Annotated in this window: 22 protein-coding genes; 5 read left to right on the top strand and 17 right to left on the bottom strand. The window is 72.3% G+C overall.

What is annotated here, in order from left to right; translation table 11 throughout:
- Nucleotide 1 precedes the first annotated feature (1 nt).
- The 4 genes from ABTW72_RS11790 to ABTW72_RS11775 form a co-directional block, all read right to left on the bottom strand.
- Nucleotides 2-889 carry an alpha/beta fold hydrolase gene (locus ABTW72_RS11790; RefSeq protein WP_350857519.1) on the bottom strand — a complete coding sequence of 296 codons (888 nt, stop codon included), beginning with the start codon at nt 887-889 and terminating at the stop codon, nt 2-4.
- A complete protein-coding gene (locus ABTW72_RS11785; protein ID WP_030327754.1) occupies nt 886-1,200 on the bottom strand; it encodes a DUF2516 family protein in 315 nt (104 codons plus the stop codon). The genes ABTW72_RS11790 and ABTW72_RS11785 overlap by 4 nt, the downstream gene beginning before the upstream one ends.
- Nucleotides 1,201-1,271: 71 nt before the next feature.
- A complete protein-coding gene (locus ABTW72_RS11780) occupies nt 1,272-1,907 on the bottom strand; it encodes a hypothetical protein (RefSeq protein WP_350857516.1) in 636 nt (211 codons plus the stop codon).
- The gene (locus tag ABTW72_RS11775) at nt 1,904-2,479 is read right to left on the bottom strand and encodes a helix-turn-helix domain-containing protein (protein ID WP_350857513.1); all 576 of its coding nucleotides are present in this window, start codon (nt 2,477-2,479) and stop codon (nt 1,904-1,906) included. Before ABTW72_RS11775 ends, ABTW72_RS11780 begins: the two co-directional genes overlap by 4 nt.
- A gap of 112 nt (nt 2,480-2,591) precedes the next feature.
- Between ABTW72_RS11775 and ABTW72_RS11770 the strand changes: the two genes are divergently transcribed.
- Nucleotides 2,592-3,389 (top strand): alpha/beta fold hydrolase, encoded by a 798-nt coding sequence (locus ABTW72_RS11770; protein ID WP_350857510.1) that lies wholly within the window; start codon nt 2,592-2,594, stop codon nt 3,387-3,389.
- A 140-nt stretch (nt 3,390-3,529) separates the two neighbouring features.
- Here the strand turns inward: ABTW72_RS11770 and ABTW72_RS11765 are convergent, their stop codons facing one another.
- The 4 genes from ABTW72_RS11765 to ABTW72_RS11750 form a co-directional block, all read right to left on the bottom strand.
- Complete coding sequence (locus ABTW72_RS11765) at nt 3,530-4,489, bottom strand: asparaginase (RefSeq protein ID WP_350857508.1); 960 nt, start codon at nt 4,487-4,489, stop codon at nt 3,530-3,532.
- A gap of 94 nt (nt 4,490-4,583) precedes the next feature.
- Nucleotides 4,584-5,411: a beta-keto acid cleavage family enzyme gene (locus ABTW72_RS11760; RefSeq protein ID WP_350857505.1), complete on the bottom strand. Its 828-nt coding sequence runs from the start codon at nt 5,409-5,411 to the stop codon at nt 4,584-4,586.
- Nucleotides 5,412-5,434: 23 nt separating this feature from the next.
- A complete protein-coding gene (gene ygfZ, locus ABTW72_RS11755; RefSeq protein ID WP_350857503.1) occupies nt 5,435-6,547 on the bottom strand; it encodes a CAF17-like 4Fe-4S cluster assembly/insertion protein YgfZ in 1,113 nt (370 codons plus the stop codon).
- Nucleotides 6,544-6,972: a Fur family transcriptional regulator gene (locus ABTW72_RS11750; RefSeq protein WP_091402843.1), complete on the bottom strand. Its 429-nt coding sequence runs from the start codon at nt 6,970-6,972 to the stop codon at nt 6,544-6,546. Before ABTW72_RS11750 ends, ygfZ begins: the two co-directional genes overlap by 4 nt.
- 69 nt (nt 6,973-7,041) lie before the next feature.
- On the opposite strand from ABTW72_RS11750, the gene ABTW72_RS11745 reads away from it, so the two are divergent.
- A complete protein-coding gene (locus ABTW72_RS11745; protein WP_350857500.1) occupies nt 7,042-7,920 on the top strand; it encodes an aminotransferase class IV in 879 nt (292 codons plus the stop codon).
- A 20-nt stretch (nt 7,921-7,940) separates the two neighbouring features.
- On the opposite strand, the gene ABTW72_RS11740 is transcribed toward ABTW72_RS11745, so the two are convergent.
- Both ABTW72_RS11740 and mtfM read right to left on the bottom strand, forming a co-directional pair.
- Nucleotides 7,941-8,531, bottom strand: a complete 591-nt coding sequence (locus tag ABTW72_RS11740; protein ID WP_112584198.1) for a heme-binding beta-barrel domain-containing protein — start codon at nt 8,529-8,531, stop codon at nt 7,941-7,943.
- Nucleotides 8,525-8,629, bottom strand: a complete 105-nt coding sequence (gene mtfM / locus ABTW72_RS11735) for a small membrane protein MtfM (protein WP_030327764.1) — start codon at nt 8,627-8,629, stop codon at nt 8,525-8,527. Before mtfM ends, ABTW72_RS11740 begins: the two co-directional genes overlap by 7 nt.
- Nucleotides 8,630-8,641: 12 nt before the next feature.
- Between mtfM and ABTW72_RS11730 the strand changes: the two genes are divergently transcribed.
- From ABTW72_RS11730 to ABTW72_RS11720, 3 genes are all read left to right on the top strand, one after another.
- Nucleotides 8,642-9,016, top strand: a complete 375-nt coding sequence (locus tag ABTW72_RS11730; RefSeq protein WP_112584197.1) for a DsrE family protein — start codon at nt 8,642-8,644, stop codon at nt 9,014-9,016.
- A gap of 79 nt (nt 9,017-9,095) precedes the next feature.
- Nucleotides 9,096-9,479, top strand: coding sequence for an SCP2 sterol-binding domain-containing protein (locus ABTW72_RS11725; protein WP_350857496.1), 384 nt, complete (start codon nt 9,096-9,098; stop codon nt 9,477-9,479).
- Nucleotides 9,476-11,518, top strand: a complete 2,043-nt coding sequence (locus tag ABTW72_RS11720) for an amylo-alpha-1,6-glucosidase (protein ID WP_350857493.1) — start codon at nt 9,476-9,478, stop codon at nt 11,516-11,518. Before ABTW72_RS11725 ends, ABTW72_RS11720 begins: the two co-directional genes overlap by 4 nt.
- Before the next feature lie 15 nt (nt 11,519-11,533).
- On the opposite strand, the gene ABTW72_RS11715 is transcribed toward ABTW72_RS11720, so the two are convergent.
- The 7 genes from ABTW72_RS11715 to ABTW72_RS11685 form a co-directional block, all read right to left on the bottom strand.
- Nucleotides 11,534-12,397, bottom strand: a complete 864-nt coding sequence (locus ABTW72_RS11715; protein WP_350857490.1) for a hypothetical protein — start codon at nt 12,395-12,397, stop codon at nt 11,534-11,536.
- Nucleotides 12,398-12,468: 71 nt separating this feature from the next.
- A complete protein-coding gene (locus ABTW72_RS11710) occupies nt 12,469-13,014 on the bottom strand; it encodes a winged helix-turn-helix domain-containing protein (protein ID WP_502892193.1) in 546 nt (181 codons plus the stop codon).
- Between the two features lie 108 nt (nt 13,015-13,122).
- Nucleotides 13,123-13,443 (bottom strand): DUF1416 domain-containing protein, encoded by a 321-nt coding sequence (locus ABTW72_RS11705; protein WP_091402852.1) that lies wholly within the window; start codon nt 13,441-13,443, stop codon nt 13,123-13,125.
- A 2-nt stretch (nt 13,444-13,445) separates the two neighbouring features.
- Nucleotides 13,446-14,294 carry a sulfurtransferase gene (locus tag ABTW72_RS11700; RefSeq protein WP_350857487.1) on the bottom strand — a complete coding sequence of 283 codons (849 nt, stop codon included), beginning with the start codon at nt 14,292-14,294 and terminating at the stop codon, nt 13,446-13,448.
- 206 nt (nt 14,295-14,500) lie between these two features.
- A complete protein-coding gene (locus ABTW72_RS11695) occupies nt 14,501-14,578 on the bottom strand; it encodes an Ms5788A family Cys-rich leader peptide (protein ID WP_310503780.1) in 78 nt (25 codons plus the stop codon).
- 105 nt (nt 14,579-14,683) lie between these two features.
- On the bottom strand, nt 14,684-15,472 hold the full coding sequence (locus ABTW72_RS11690; RefSeq protein WP_350857484.1) for an LmeA family phospholipid-binding protein: 789 nt from the start codon (nt 15,470-15,472) through the stop codon (nt 14,684-14,686).
- A gap of 104 nt (nt 15,473-15,576) precedes the next feature.
- Complete coding sequence (locus tag ABTW72_RS11685) at nt 15,577-16,635, bottom strand: hypothetical protein (RefSeq protein WP_350857481.1); 1,059 nt, start codon at nt 16,633-16,635, stop codon at nt 15,577-15,579.
- Between the last annotated feature and the right edge of the window lie 2 nt (nt 16,636-16,637).

Below are 16,637 nucleotides of genomic sequence, written 5' to 3'. Positions count from 1 at the left end.
GTTACTCGTTCAGGAAGCCGGAGATGCGGTCCCGCAGATCGGCGCGTTCCGACCAGAGCACGCCGGGCCGGTCGTACACGTGCAGGGTGGCCTCGGGCAGCGCGGCGGCGAGCCGCTCGGCGACCTCGACCGGGTGCAGGTCGTCGCCCGCGCAACCGATCACCAACGCCGGCGCGGTGACCGCCGTCAGGTCACCGATCTGGCGCAGCGGGGTCTGGTCGGTGAGCGTGGCCAGACCGTCGGCCAGACCGTCCCGGAGCAGTTGGTCGAGCCGTTGTCGCAGGTAGGCCCAGCCGGCCGGGGTGTTACGCACCGCCGGGGGCAACTCCAGCGTGACGATGTCGGCGACCGCCGAGGCGTCCCCGCTCTCCACCGCCTCCAACAGGTCGGTGACGCGCTCCCGGGCGAGCGGCCCGCGTGGCTCGTCGAGGACCGCCGGCAGGAAGAAGACCAGCTTGTCGAAACGCTCCGGGCTTTCCACGAGGAGTCGGCAGAGGGCACCCGCGCCGAGACTGGCGCCGAAAGCCCGGCTGGCGCCGCCGAGGTCGGCGATCGCCCGCAGATCCCGGGCCAGGTCCAGGTAGTCCCAGGGCCCGTCCGGGGCTTCGGAGCGGCCGTGCCCGCGGAACTGGAAGAACACCTTGCGGCCGTTCACCCCACTGCCGAACGGGCGCGTGGTGGCGATGCCGTTGCCCAGCCCGTGTGCGAACACGGTGACCGGATCACCGGTGCCGGTGACCAGCCGCTCCAGCCGTACGCCGTGCGGGGTGGTGACCAGCTCGGTCTCCGGCTCCGGCAGCGCCGGCCGGCCGGTACGCGGCCCACCCGGCCCGGGCCCCCAGGTGCGGGGCCCGCTGTCGGGTGGGGGCGGCCAGCGAAAACCTCTCACCAGAACCCTTTGCCGTCGCTCAGGTCGCGCAGACCGACCCGTACGTCGAGCAGGTAGATGAGCGCGGCGGCGATGCCGATCAGTCCGAAGAGGCTGATCGGACCGAACCCGAGCAGGGTGAGCACGAGGCAGACCGCCAGGATGGCGATCCAGCCGCCCTTGGGCAGCGTCCCGATGGCAGGGAAGGCGTCGGAGCGCTGCGTGACGGCGTGCACCAGCGCGACACCCTGGATGATCAGCGCGAAGACGAGCAGGATCAGCTCGATCACGTAGCGGACTTCGAACGCGAAGATCGGCGCGGCGTTGGCCATGTCGGCCAGTTTATGTCCACGACCCCGGCTACGTCCGACAAGGACGCCGCCGGGGTCGTCGGCCCGACGAGCTACTCGGCGGCCGGGCGGGTCCGCTTGGTGGCCCGGGGGAGCTTCGCCGACGGGGTCTCGGCCGGCTTGGCAGCCTTCGGCGCGCGGGCGACCTTCTTGACCGCGGCCGTCTTGGCCTCGGCGATCTCGGCCACGTCGGCCGGGGTCGGCACGTCGGCGGGGGCCGCAGCGGTGGGGGCGGTGGCAGCCGCGGTGGTGGCCGGCGTCACGGCCTCGGTGGCCTCGATGTCGGCGTTGACCGTCTCGGCGGCCTCCAGCACGCCGGCACCGACGACCCGCTCGCCCCGGGCGACCAGCGCGCCGTACGCGGCGAACGCGCGCTCCTGGGCGACCTGGGCGCCCGCGACCACAAGGGCGGCGTTGCGGGTCGCGGCGGCGCGCAGCTTGTCGATGTCGGCCACCTCGCGCAGCTTCGCCAGGTCGGCGGTCTCGTTGGCGGTGCGCAGCGTCTCGGTGGCCTTCTGCTTCAACTCGAAACCGGTCAGCACGGCCCGGCCACCCAGGTCGGCGACGACCCGGGTGCTGAGGACGCCGACCACGGCCGGCAGCTTGCGCAGCTGCTCGATGGCCAGCTCACCGGCGCCGGCTGCGGCGTAGATCGGGGCGGGGATGCGGTTGGTCTTCGGCTCGCTCATGACGTCTCCTCTTCGGCCGCCTCGGCGGCCTTCTTCTTCTGGGGGATGCTGGTGCTGCCCGGGGCGGGGGCGGTGCCCGCCTCGGTGACGGCGACCGACTCGAGCACGGCCTCGGTCGGGGTGCCGCCCACGGTGGTGGGGCCGGTGGCGGCCACATTGGCCAGGTTCGCAGCCTGGCTGGCGGGCTGGTCGGCCTGCGCCGCCTCGGCTTCGGCCTGGGCCTCGGCCACCCGGGTGTTCTCCCGGCGGAACGTCTCGTAGATCTGACTGAGCGACTGCTTCTGCGCCATCGTCAGGTCGGCGTCCACGGCGATCGCGGCGAGCACCCCGTGGCCTTCCTTGTCGTCGAGCAGACCGGCGCGCAGGTACATCGCCGGCGTGGAGACCCGCAGCGCGCTCGCCAGTTGCTGGAGCACCTCGGCGCTGGGTTTGCGCAGGCCGCGCTCGATCTGGCTGAGGTACGGGTTGCTGACCCCCGCCTGCTCGGCGAGCTGCCGAAGCGAGATCTTGGCGTTGCGCCGCAGATCGCGGATGAACCCGCCGACGTCGGGAAGGTCCTTGGGTGTGGCCATGGCAGCGACGCTAACCGCCCGCGCTAGCTCTTGCAAGCAAAACGCTAACCATAGTTAGCAAGGTCTCAGAACCCCGTTTGCGCGCCGCTCGGACGATCCGTACGGTCCGTCCGTGCACAAGATCACAGTCAATGGAGCAAGCATCGCGTACGACGAGGCCGGCACCGGTTCGCCCGTCGTCCTGCTGCACGCCGGAATCGCCGACCGGCGGATGTGGCGAGGGCAGGTGTCCGCCCTCGCCGCCCGGCACCGGGTGATCGTCCCGGACCTGCGCGGCTACGGAGACTCGGAGCTCCCGCCCACCCCGTTCACACACCACGACGACGTGGCCGGGCTGCTGGACGCGCTCGACCTGCCCCGGGCCGCCCTGGTCGGCTGCTCCTTCGGCGGAGCGGTCGCCATCGACACCGCGCTGGCCCACCCCGACCGGGTGAGCGCGCTCGCGCTGTTCGACACGGCGGTCTCCGGCAACGAGTGGTCCGACGAGGCGAACGAACTCTGGGACAGCCTGGTCGGCGAGGTCGACCCGGACGACTTCGTCGCCGGCGCGGCCGGTGAGGTGCGGTTCTGGGTGGTCGGCCCGCGCCGCCAGCCGGAGGACGTCGACCCCGAACTGGTCGCGTTCGCGCAGGAGATGGACCAGCGTGCCCTCGCCGCCGAACTGGCGCTCGGTGCGGTCGAGGTGGGAGAGCTGTCGCCACCGGCGATCGGTCGTCTCGGTGAGCTGAAGATCCCCGTCCTGGTCACCGCCGGCGCCGCCGACGTGCCGGACATCAGTCGGCTCGCCGACCGGATCGCCGCCGAGGTCCCCGGCGCGGTACGACTGCCCGACGTGCCGGACGCCGCGCACCTGCTGCCGCTGGAGCGTCCGGAGCCGGTCAACGCCGCACTGCTCGACTTCCTGAGCTAGCCACCACCGCCGCCGACGGGCCTGACGTCGCGACGAGCGCTGTACCTCAGAGTCATATTCATACCTGTGAGGTATGGCGCTCGTTCCGGAGTTGGTCGCCGGGTCGGGCAGCCGGAGCACCGACCGGCGGACCGGTGGTCTCACCAGAGCGGGCGGACCGCCCCGACCGGGACCCCGCCGCCGAAGAGCGGCACCTCGGCGTACTCGGTCAGCACCGGAGCGTCCACGCCGAGCCGGCGCAGCGCGGAGACCAGGACCGGCATCCGGGCCCGGTCGGCGCCGTCGTCGATCTTCAGTGCGACGGCGCCGACGCCCGGCAGCGCCACGGCGATCACGCCCTCGGCACCGACCTTGGCCAGCAGCCCCGGGACACCCCGCATCAGCCGGGTGTCGTCGGCCTGGGTGCCACCCACGATCTCCGGGTACGCCCGCATCGCGTCCGCCACCGTGCGCGGCACCGAGCCGGGCTCGGCGTCGACCAGTCGTAGGTACGCCCCGGCCAGACCGGCCAGCGACACCGCGAGGACCGGGGCGCCGCAACCGTCGACCCCCACCGCCGCCGCCTGCTCGCCGGTGAACTCCTCGATGGCGGCCCGCAGCCGCTGCTGAAGCGGGTGCTCCGGCCGCCAGTAGCCCTCCCGGGACCAACCGGCGGCCTCGCAGGTCAGCAGCATCCCGCTGTGCTTGCCGGAGCAGTTCATCTGCACCCGGCTCGGGCCGCCACCGGCCCGAAGCACCGCCTCCCGGGCCGCGGCCCCCACCGGCAGGTCGGGTGGGCAGTGCAGCGCCGACGCGTCCAACCCGGCGCGCTCCAGCAGCGCACCGACCCGGGCCCTGTGGAATTCCTCGCCGGCATGGCTCGCCGAGACCAGCGCCACGTCGGCCGGGTCGGTCAGGGCCAGGCCGGCCCGGAGCATCCCGATCGCCTGCATCGGCTTGCTGGCCGAGCGGGGGAAGATCGGCGAGGTCACGTCCCCGGCGGACGCCACCGCGACACCGGCGGCGTCCAGCACCACCACCGAGCCCCGGTGCGCACCCTCCACGAACCCGGACCGGACCACCTCGGCGAGCGGCGCGCCACCCTCGTACGTCTTCGTCACGCGCTGGACGGTACCGACGGTCCGGGGGTGCCCGGCGGCGGGGTGACCAGGAGGTCCACCGCCCGGGTGACAGGGGCGCGGGACAGACCCGGCCTTACAGCCCGAGCAGCTCGCGGGCCTCGGTGGTGGTCAGCGGCGGGCGCTGAGCGAGCTGGGCGAAACCCACCGCGCGGGCGACCAACTGCATGTTGGACTCCACCGGGCGGCCCTTCGCGTACGTCACCGTGTCCTCCATGCCGACCCGCAGGTGCCCGCCGGCCGACAGCGAGGCCAGCAGCACCGCGATGGTGCTCCGGCCGACGCCGGTGGCCGAGAAGGTGGTGCCCTCGGGCAGGTCCCGCAGCATCCGGTGGGCCGCGACCAGAGTCTCGGTGTTGCCCGGCATCCCGCCCGGGACGCCCATCACGAAGTCGACGTGCACGTGCCCGCCGGCCGGCAGCCCGTACTTGCCGAGCAACCGCTGCAACGCGGACAGGTGGCCGAGGTCGAAGATCTCGTACTCCGGCACGATCCCGCGTTCCTGCATCCGGGTGTGCAGGTCGACGATGAACTCCCAGCGGTTGAGGAAGACGTCGTCGCCGAAGTTGACGGTGCCCATGGTGCAGGAGGCCATGTCCGGACGGGCGTCGAGCACGGCGAGCCGGGCGGCCTCCGGGTCGGTCACCGCGCCACCGGAGGAGAGCTGCACGATCAGGTCGGTGCTCTCCCGCAGCGCCGCCACCGTGTCGGCCAGTCGCACCGGGTCGAGCGTCGGCCGGGCCTCGTCGTCGCGGATGTGGACGTGGATCACGGCGGCGCCGAGTGCCTCGCACTCCTTGGCGGTGAGCAGCAACTCGTCGAGGGTCACCGGCAGCGCCGGCACCTCCGCCTTGGCCGACTCAGCGCCGGTCGGGGCCACCGTGATCAACGTCCCTGTCGTCATGCCGGCGATCCTAGACGGCCCGCTCAGGACGGGTCGATCGCCGCCGCGGTCTCGCCGATCAGCAACGCGGCGTCGTCCGGGACGTTCCGCTTCAGCACCGCGAGAGCGACCTGGCCCAGTTCGTGGTGCAGCACGGCGGTGCCCACGAAGCCGACCGCCCGGCCGTCGAGGGTCACCGGCGTACCGGCCACCGGCGGCTGATCGGTGGTCACCCCGTCCAGATGCAGCAGTACGAGGCGACGCGGCGGCCGGCCCATGTTGTGCACCCGCGCCACCGTCTCCTGCCCCCGGTAGCAACCCTTGTCCAGATGCACCGCCGGGGCGATCAGGTCGACCTCGGCCGGAATGGTCCGGTGGTCGGTGTCCACCCCGACCCGGGGCTGCCGGGCGGCCACCCGGATCGCCTCGTACGCCCACAGCCCCGCGACCGGCACGCCGGCGCCGCGCAGCTCCGCCACCACCTGGTCCATCGCCGACCGGGGCACCAGCAGGTCCACCCCGAGCGGACCACGTCGGGCCCAGCCGCCGATCGGCAGCGGTCGTACGTCGTACCGAGCGCTCGCCCGGGATGGCACGGCACCGTGCGGGAACTTCGGACCCGGCACCGCGACCACGTCCGGTGCGGCGAGCCCGGTCACGCCGAGCGTGCCGAGCGCCTCCATGGCCGCCGGCCCGACCAGCGACAACAGCGCGCGTTCGGCCGTCGCGTCGCGTGGCTCGACCTTGCTGAAGAACCGCATCTTCTCCAGGTAGGTCAGCAGGCCCTGGGTCGCACCGGGCTCGGTGTCCAGCCAGGTGGTCTCGCCGTCCTCCGCGACCATGGCGTGCTGCTCGATGTGGCCGTGCGGGGACAGCACCAGCAACTCGGTGCCCTCACCGGCCGCCAGCGCGTTCAGGTGCTGCGAGGTGACCGTGTGCAGCCAACTGGCCCGCTCTTCCCCGGGCACCGCGATGATCCCTCGATGCGACCGGTCGACCAGACCGACAGCGGTGTCGAGGGTGCGCTGCTCGCGCAGCGGGTCGCCGTAGTGCGCGGCCACCCCCCGCACCCCGGCCGCGACGTGCGCCGGATCCGGTTGGTCACGGCTGGCCTCGTCGATGCTCTCGACGGCCACCGCACCCGCGATGTCGATCATTTTTCGTCCCCGTTCTCGCAGCGTACGCAGACGCCGAAGAGTGACACGTGCCCGATGTCCACCCGGAACCCGCGCTGCGCGGCCAACTGGTCGGCGAGGGGGCGGAGCAGCTCCGGATCGATCTCGTCGATCGCGCCGCACTCCCGGCAGACCAGGTGGACGTGTTGGTGTTCACCGGCGGCGTGATAGGTCGGTGAGCCGTGCGACAGGTGCGTGTGGGTGACCAGACCGAGTCGTTCCAGCAGCTCGAGCGTGCGGTAGATGGTGGTGATGTTGACGCCGGCGGCGACCTCCCGGACCGCGGTGTGCACCTGCTCCGGGGTGGCGTGGCCCAGATCGAGCACCGCCTGGAGGACGAGCTGCCGCTGGGCCGTCAGCCGCAGCCCACGGGCCCGCAGCATTTCCGCGAGGGAGGATTCGGACACCGTCCGATCATAGTTCGGCCACCAGGCTGTTCCCCGCACCGCGATCGATCACCGCTACGCTCGACGGTCATGGTGAGGTCGTCCGTCGGGAAGAACGCGGCCGACCCGACCGCGCGGATCGCCGTCCTGGGTCGTGGCCCGGTGCCGCCCGGCGACCCGTTGCTTCGCGGTGACGACCTCGGTGTGCTGCACGGTGACGGCCTCTTCGAGACCATGCACCTGCGGGGCGGCCAGCCGTGGCTACGCGACGAACACCTGGCCCGCCTGGCCACGGCGGCCGCCGCCGTCGAGCTGCCCCTGCCCCCCACCAGCGCGCTGATCGACCTGCTGGATCAGGTGCGGACAGGCTGGCCAGCCGCTGAGGAGGGGGCACTTCGGTTGGTCTGCACGCGAGGCCCGGAGGCCGGCGGTCAGCCCACGATCTACGCCACGCTCGCCCCGGTGCCGGCGGCCTCCCGGGCCGCCCGGCGGGACGGAATCACAGTGGCCACCCTGCCGCTGGGGCTACCCGCCGCCGCCCGTAGCGGGCTGACCTGGCTGCCGGCCGGCATCAAGTCCACGTCGTACGCGGTCAACAGCGCCGCCCGCCGCTGGGCCCGCCGGGCCGGCGTGGACGACGTGCTCTGGATCTCCTCTGACGGGTACGCGCTGGAGGGCCCCACCGCCAATGTGGTGTGGCTCACCGGCGACACGCTCTGCACGGTGCCGGCCGCCAGCACCGGCATCCTCGCCGGCACCACCGCGGCCTGGCTGCTCGCCCACGCGAGCGAGCTGGGCCTGAGCGCCGCCGAACGGATGGTCAGCACCGCCGAACTGCACGCGGCGGACGGCGTGTGGTTCACCTCGTCACTGCGCGGAGCCGCCGAGGTCCACACGCTGGACGGGGTACGACGGGCTCGCTGCCCGCGTACCCCTGCCCTACAGTCCCTGCTGGGTTTCCCCGTCTAGCCGGCCACCGACCGTCGAGGTCAGCCGCCGACCCGGACGAGTCGGGCGGAGAGGTGCGGACTGAGCCCGTGCCCCATGGCGGCCATCTCCTGGGCGTAGAGCAGCGCACCCTCGACGATGCCGAAGAGCCGGTGCCCGCCGGTGACCTCCTTGGCGGTCGGAGTCCGGATCACCGCGTCGGTGGCAAACTCGAGCTGCGTGCCGGTGCGCTTGCCCAGGTGCAGCTCCATCACCCCGGTCGGGGTGGTCAGCAGCGCCTCCAGCTCGTCGGTCGCCCGCCCATCCACCAGCACCGGTCGCCACCAGCCCACCTCGCGGCCGGCCGGACGGACCGGCTTGCTCTGCTCGTCGAGGATCCACGCACGCGACTCGTAGTGCAGGAACGGTCGGCCGTCGTGGCTGATCCGGATCTCCTGCGCGTAGTCGAAATCCTCGATGGTGGGGAAGCCGCCCTTGCCCCGACCGCGCCACAGACCGATGTACGGCAGCAGGGCATCCAGCGCGGGGTGCAGCTTCGGCCCCACCCGCAGGTCGTGGCTCTCCTCGAACGGGTACTCCTCGACCGGCGGCGCGTTCAGCCACGGCGGCTGCAGCGGGTTCTCGCTCACCAGCGTCCTCTCGAAATGCGTACGGCAAGGTAGACCAGGCCACCGGCGAGCCCGCCCAGGCCAGCGACCAGCAGGCTGACAAACCCGATCTCGGTAACCATCCCGGCCATCCTATGCTGGGCCACATGGCCCGCACTCTCGTCGTCAAGGCCACCGCAGGGGCGGACGCCCCGGAGCGGTGCGCGCAGGCATTCACCGTCGCCGCGACGGCGGTGGCGGCCGGGGTGGACGTCTCGCTCTGGCTGACCGGTGAGTCCACCTGGTTCGCGCTGCCCGGTCGCGCCCAGCAGTTCGACCTGCCGCACTCCGCACCCCTGGCCGAGCTGTTGCACGTCATCCTGACCAGCGGCCGCGTGACCGCCTGCACGCAGTGCGCGGCCCGACGGGAGATCGGCCCGGACGACGTACTCCCCGGGGTCCGGATCGCCGGTGCCGCGGTCTTCGTCGAGGAGGCGTTGGCCGAGGGCGCGCAGGCACTCGTCTACTGACCGCACGGCGGCGGTGGGTCGATCCGAGCGGAGTGCCGATACCGACCCGACATCTCGGACGGCTGCCTACGATTCGGATGTGACCGAGGCGGCGGAGAGATTCTTCGAAGCGCTGCCGTCGCGTGCACCCGACGTCCTGGGCGGCCTGGCCGACGGCACCCTCCAGATCGACCTCGGCGACGACGACCACCGCACCGAACACTGGCTGGTCCGGATGCGGCCCGGGTTCGTTGAGGTCAGCCGGGGCCGCGGCCCGGCCGACGCCATCTGGTACAGCAGCGCCGCCCTCTTCGACCGGCTGATCAGCGGCGAGGCCCAGGGGGTCGCGGCGGTGCTGCGCAACGAGAGCACGTTCAGCGGGAACGTGGTGCTCTTCCTCGCCTTCCGCCGGTTCTTCCCGAACCCGCCCGGCACCCGCGACCCCCGCGAGACGGCCCGTCGAGCAGCCGGGCGACTCAGGTGAGGGACCTCGTCAGCATCCTGGACGGCAACACCTTCCTGGTCAGCGACCGGCGTGGAGACATCGAACCGTCCTACGACTTCCCCACCGGGCTGTTCTCCTTCGACACCCGCTTCCTGTCCACCTGGGTGCTCACCCTGGACGGCGAACGGCTGCACGCCCTCTCCGTCGACGACGCCGAGTCATACCGCACCAAGTTCTTCCTCGCCCCCGGCGAACCCACGCACTATCTGGACGCCAAGGCGTCGGTGATCCGCAGCCGGGCGATCGTGGGCAGCTTCGAGGAGGAGCTGACCGTGCTGAACCACCTCGGCGCAGAGGTCGAGTGCACCCTCCGGATCGAGGTCGGGGCGGACTTCGCCGACCTGTTCGAGATCAAGAACTCTCGGCAGAAGCGGGGCCGCACCACCGTCACGGTCGCCGAGAACGAGCTGCGGCTGACCTACCGGCGGGAGGCGTTCCACCGGGAGATGGTGGTCAGCACCACCGCACCGGCGCAGGTCGACGAGACCGGGATGACCTTCCGGATCCGGATCGCCCGCAACGACAGGTGGACCACCCGGCTGCACGTGTCCAGCGTCGTCTACGGGGCCCGGGGCGAGGACATCCGGGCCACCCTCCCGTACGGCGGCAGCCGCAGCGCGGACGCCATCCGGGCCGAACAGCAGGAGCTGATCGACCGGGCGCCGAAGCTCGGCTGCGACTGCGAGCCGCTGGCCGGGGCGTACCGGCGCAGCCTCAACGACCTGGCTGCGCTGCGCTACGAGTCGATCGCCCTGGGCGTACGGCTGATCGCCGCGGGCCTCCCCTGGTTCATGACCCTGTTCGGCCGGGACAGCATCATCACCTCGTTGCAGGTGCTGCCGTTCCTGCCGGAGCTGGTCCCGCCGACCATCCTGATGCTGGCCGGACTTCAGGGCCAGCGGGTGGACGACTTCCGGGACGAGGAACCCGGCAAGATCCTGCACGAGCTGCGGTACGGGGAGACCGCCGGCTTCGAGGAGCAGCCACACTCGCCGTACTACGGGTCGGCCGACTCGACGCCGCTGTTCATCATCCTGATCGACGAGTACGAGCGGTGGACCGGTGACGCGGCACTCGTCCGCAAGCTGGAGTCACAGGTCCGCAGGGCGTTGGAATGGATCGACACCTACGGTGACCTGCTCGGCACCGGCTACCTCTGGTACCAGACCCGCAACCCGGAGACCGGCCTTCACAACCAGTGCTGGAAGGACTCCTGGGACGCCATCTCGTACGCCGACGGTCAGCTGCCCGGCTTCCCCCGGGCCACCTGCGAGTTGCAGGGCTACGCGTACGACGCGAAGGTCCGGGCCGCCCGGCTGGCCCGGACCTTCTGGAACGACCCGGACTTCGCCGACGAGCTGGAACGACAGGCCGCCGACCTCAAACGGCGGTTCGACCGCGACTTCTGGATCGCCGACCGCGAGTACTACGCGCTCGCGCTGGACGCCGACGGCCGGCAGGTGGACGCGCTGACCTCGAACATCGGGCACCTGCTGTGGAGCGGCATCGTGGACGAGTCGCGCGCCGGCAAGGTGGTCGAGCACCTGCTCGGGCCACGACTGTTCTCCGGCTGGGGGGTGCGGACGCTCGCCACGGACGAGGGACGGTACAACCCGATCGGCTACCACGTGGGCACCGTCTGGCCGTTCGACAACTCGATCATCGCCTGGGGGTTGTGGCGGTACGGCTTCCGGGAGGAGGCGGGGTTGCTCTGCGACACGATGCTGGCCGCGTCCCGGTACTTCGAGGGTCGGCTGCCGGAGGCGTTCGCCGGTTACGCCCGCGACCTCACCGACTACCCGGTGGAGTACCCGACCGCGTGCAGCCCGCAGGCCTGGTCGACCGGCACCCCCCTGCTGATGCTGCGGGTGATGCTGGGACTGGAGCCGCAGGGCGAGCACCTGATCATCGACCCGGCCGTGCCACCGGGGATGGGCCGGGTCGAGCTGCTGGACATCCCCGGCCGGTGGGGCATGGTCGACGCGCTGGGCCGCAGCCGTGGCCCGGACGACGGCTGACCTGAACGGGCCAGCTCAGCCCGGGCAGCCGACGGTGGCGGCCAGTCGGGTGGCGTCCGGGCTGATCTCGGCCAGCACCGTGACGACACCGCTGCGGTACGCGTACGCCGGGGGTTGGTCCAGCAGGGGGGCGTTGCCGGCCAGCGGGGCGAGTGCGGCCGTCGAGGCCGCCGGGCCGGGACCGTTCGCGGACCATGCGGTACGGGCGAGCCCGCCGCCCGGGCAGGGCGCGGTGACCAGCTCCGCAGCGGCGTCGCCCGGCCCGTCGAGGGCCCGCAGCGCGGCGGTCAGCGCGGCGGTCTCCGGGCCGGCAGCGGTGGCCAGGGCCGGCGTGTAGCCGGCGCCGACCGGCCGGCAACCAGTGTCGACGACCAGTCGCACCCGGCCGTCGACGGTCGGCCGGCCCTCGACGGCCACGAAGTCTCCGGCGTCGGCGCGCAGCTCGGGACCGTCCACGCCGGGCCCGACTCCGGCGCGCCAGCTGGCCGGCAGCCGCTCGGCGATGCCGACCAGCACGGCCCGCTCGTCACCGGTGGCCGCGAGCACCCCCACCTCGCGCCGCAGCCTCGCCCCGTCGGCGAACGGGGTCACCCGACAGCCGGACGCGACCCGCGCGGGGCCCAGCTCCAGCAGACCGGCCGCACCTGCCGCGCGGGCCAGCTCGCCGACCGCCCGGTCAACCACCGGGCCGGCCTGATCGAGGGAGCGCTGTTCGCGCACGGTCGGCGGGTCGTTCCGCACCGATGTCCAGGTGAGCCCGGCCAGCAGCACCGCCCAGGCCACGGTCACGGCCAGCAGCCAACGCCGCCGCGACCGGGCCGGTGTCGGCGCGGCAGGGCCGGCCGAAGAGGCCCAACCCGTCTGCACAGCACCGCTCACCCGGCCATGGTGTCACGCGCCCGCCGCAGGGCCGGCAGCGGAGGCGGTCGGCCCGACGGAGCGACCGCGGGTCAGTGGCCGTTCAGCCGGGGCGGCGGGTCGAGCCGGTAGCCGACGCCCCGCACGGTGTGCACCTGCGGTCCGCCCGGCAGGCCCCGCAGCCTGCGACGAAGCCGTCTGATGGTGGATTGCAGCGCTGCGGTGTCCGCGCCACCCAGCGCGGAGACGCAGAGCCGTTCGTAGCTCCACACCACCAGCGGTGGGCCGATGAGCAGGGTGAGCAACACCCGTTCGGTGGGGGTCAGCGGGAGCACCTCGCCGCGCCAGGTGACCCGGTGTCCGGCCCGGTCGACGACCAGCTCACCCCACTTCACCAGGCCCCGCGCCTCGGTGAGCGGCAGAACTGCGGGACTGACCGGCGCCGGGCCCGTCGGCGACGACAACAGCTCGCGTAGCTCGGTCAGATCGGAACAGCTGTGCACCGGGGCGCGCCCGTCGAGTTGGCTCAGCACCCGCTCCCGAAGCGACACGTCCGTGCCCACACAGAGGACGATGGGGACCGCTTCGTCGGACCCGCCGCTTTCATCCCTGAAATCCACCCGTAGATAGTGACGCATGCCGATGGGTTTCGGCACCCGCCCCGGCGTGCCGGCGCGCTACGAAGAAACGACCGGGGCCAGCCACCCCCGGGAGGGTGACCGGCCCCGGTCGATCAGAGCAGTGGGTCAGGCGACGGTGACGGCAACCTCGTTGACGCCCCGGCCGGCGGTGACAGCGGTGTCGCCGTTGCCGTGCCGGGACAACGCCCGCAGCGTCCAGGAACCCGGCGCGGCGAAGAACCGGAACTGCCCGGCGGCCGAGGTGACCACCTCGGCGGTGAACTCACCGGTCGAGTCGAGCAGCCGGACGTACGCGCCCGGCACCGGCTCGGCCTCGGCGGAACGGACGATGCCGGTGATGACGGTTTCCTTCTCCAGGTCCAGGCTGGCCGGCAGCGGCGCGGCCTGGTCCGGTGCGGCGCAACCCGCGGCGGTGGGAAGAGTCATGATCAGGCCTCCCCGGGTTCGTCGCCGAGCGCGACCGGCACACCGACCAGCGAGCCGTACTCGGTCCAGGAGCCGTCGTAGTTCTTGACGTTGCGGTGACCCAGCAGCTCCTGGAGCACGAACCAGGTGTGCGACGAGCGCTCACCGATCCGGCAGTACGCGATGGTCTCCTTGCCGTCGTCGAGCCCCGCGTCGCCGTAGATCTTGCGCAGCTCGTCGTCGGACCGGAAGGTGCCGTCCTCGTTGGCCGCCTTGGACCACGGCACGCTGATCGCGGTGGGGATGTGGCCGGCCCGCTGCGCCTGCTCCTGCGGCAGGTGGGCGGGGGCGAGCAGACGACCGGCGAACTCGTCGGGGCTGCGCACGTCGACCAGGTTCTTGGTGCCGATCGCGGCGACGACCTCGTCGCGGAAGGCCCGGATGGAGGTGTCCGGCTCCTGCGCGACGTACTGCGTCGCCGGGCGGGACACCGCGTCGGTGACGAGCGGGCGGGCGTCCAGCTCCCACTTCTTGCGGCCGCCGTCGAGCAGCTTCACGTCACGGTGGCCGTAGAGCTTGAAGTACCAGTAGGCGTACGCGGCGAACCAGTTGTTGTTGCCGCCGTACAGGATGACGGTGTCGTCGTTGCTGATGCCCCGCTCGGAGAGCAGCGCCTCGAACTGCGTCTTGTTGACGAAGTCCCGGCGGACCTGGTCCTGGAGGTCGGTCTTCCAGTCAATCTTGATGGCGCCGGCGATGTGGCCGGTCTCGTAGGCCGAGGTGTCCTCGTCGACCTCGACGAAGACGACGCCCGGGGCGTCGAGGTTCTTCTCGGCCCACTCGGCCGAAACGAGTGCGGTGTCGCGACTCATCGAATCACTCCCTGGTGAGGATGGATGGTGAGCCAACGCGCGCGAATCGATAGGTGTAACTGTCGCACCACGCGCGGGACCCAGCGGAAGGACGGGATCACGGGTTCGTGCGACGGCGCCGCTGCCGGGCGTTCGGTGGGATAACCGGAGGGTGCGAGAACCCTGTGCCGGTGGCCGCCGTCAGGCGGCCGGAGACAGCCCCGCCGTCAGATGACGGGGCGACACAGGCAGGTGGCCACGCGGCACAGGTCGACCGCGCGCCGTTTGGTGAGGTGGGTCCCCATGGCCAGGGAGCCTACCAGCCAGTGACCGTGCTGCCACTGGGCCGACCACCATCCGGGAATCGCCGGGATCGCCGAGGATTTCGGCGTCCCACCGCGCCTCCGGCGTCAGCCAGCGGAGTTGATCGGCACGTTCTTGGCGTCGGCGGTGACCGCCAGCCCTTCCGGCAGTGGACGGACCTCCCGGACCGCGAGCTGGAACGGCAACTCCGGCAGCGGCACATCAATGGAGATGCTCTTGGCGTAGTTGCTCAGGAAGGCCCGCGCCAGCGGCAGGTTCGGCAGACCCGCGGCGTCCAGGTCGTTGAATCGCAGGGCGACCGCGCCGTTGTCGGCGACGGTGACGTCGGCGGTGCCGCTGATGGTGAGTTTCTGACCGAGGATGTCGGCCGGGGCCTTGACGGTGAGCTTGCCGTTCTGTTCGCCGAGGGTGAGACCCGGGCGGTTCAGCAGCGCGGCCAGACTCTCGTAGCTGATCGTGCCGGCACCGTTGACGGTGTCCGCCACGACGTCACCCTGGCCGGTGCGCAGGGTGTCCAGCGAGGCCCGAACGTTGCGGGCGGTCACATCCAGCACCGGCAGCCGGACGGCGTCGCCCTCGACCGAGGCCTGCACGTCCCGCAGGTTGATGGTGATCCGCTGGTAACGGCCATCCAGCACCTGGGTGAGGAACGGAGTTCCGCCCACCTCCACCTCAGGTGGGGCGGACTGCGCGCCCTGCTTGGCGATCTCCTGGCGTACGCGGTCGCCGATCATCCGCTCGGCGACCCCGACCGCCACCCGGTCGGCGATCACCAGCAACCCCGCCAGCAGCAGGAGCAGCACGAACAGCCCGATGAGCAGCTTGCGGCCACGCCGTCGGGGTCGCGCCTGGTCCACCGGATAGTCCTGCGCCACGCCGCCTCCTGTCTCCGCCCGTCGCACCGCGACGGGTCGTTCGTACCGACGCCGCAGGGCGGCGCACCCGTAGGTACCCGACCGGCTCAGCGCTCAACCGTTGCTCAGAGGAAGAGCATGCACATGGCGTACGCGGCGGGCGCCGCCAGGGCGAAGCCGCCGAGCGGACCCTGCATGTGCCGGGCCACCCACATCGTGGGCGGTTCGCCGGCCATCAACCGGCCCGCCTCCGCGTACCCCACGGCGAGGTCGGAGAGGACGGCGGTGACCGCCGCGACCAGGCCGATCACGGCGGCCCGGGTCGGTGTGAAGGGAGCCACCAGGTAGCTGCCGAGAAGGGCGCTGGTCAGCGTGCCGACCATCGCGCCGGCCACCACGCCGGCGGCACCCCGGGGCACCTGCGGGGCGAGCCGGGGCCACGGCAGTACGGCGTCGGTGAGTCGGGCGACGGTGAGCGCGACACCGCTCGCGGTCAGGCAGACGGTGATCGCCTGAGTGCCGGCCGGGATCCGGCTGAGCACGATCAGGGTGCCGAAGGCCACCACCCCCACCACGATGAGCAGCGTGGCGCCGAGGGAGTCGGTGACCCGGACCCGGTCGACGCGACGGACCAGCTGGCCGAGCACGGCGGCGAGGAACCCGCCGGCGGCCAGGTAGCCCAGTGGCGCCAGGCCGGCGACGTCGGTCTGCACCGCGGCGATGTCGGCCAGCGCCGCGACCGCGGCGCTGATCCCGGCGACCACCAACAGCGCGGGCGGACGCATGGCCATCGTCCAGGCGAGCACGAACAGCAGTTGGACGCCGAAGATGATGAAGGCGAACGGCAGCCGGTGACCGGGGCCCGACGTCTGCGCGCCGAGCACCAGGCCGACACCGAGCAGCGCGGCGAAGCCGGCGATGGTCAGCGACAGTTGACGGTGCACCGCGACCGGGGGGATGACCTCCTCTTCCGGCTCGTCGACCTCGTCTTCGGATCGTCGGGCCGGCTCGCCGGCGCGACGGGCACGGCGCGGCCCACCCCGTTCGCGGCGGTCGCCATCGGTGGTGGCCGGACCGGTGCGCGGCGCGGGCGGTTGGCCGCGCGTCGCTGCGGCGGCCGGACCCGGTTGGGGCCCTGCGGGCCACGATTCGCGGCCGGCCTCGGGCGAGGTGGAGGGAAACACGA

This window comes from Micromonospora sp. NPDC127501, assembly GCF_040302185.1.
In the GTDB taxonomy this organism is placed as follows: Bacteria; Actinomycetota; Actinomycetes; order Mycobacteriales; family Micromonosporaceae; genus Micromonospora.
The sequence above is the reverse complement of the archived record's forward strand: the minus strand, read 5'-3'. Positions and strand labels throughout refer to the sequence as shown.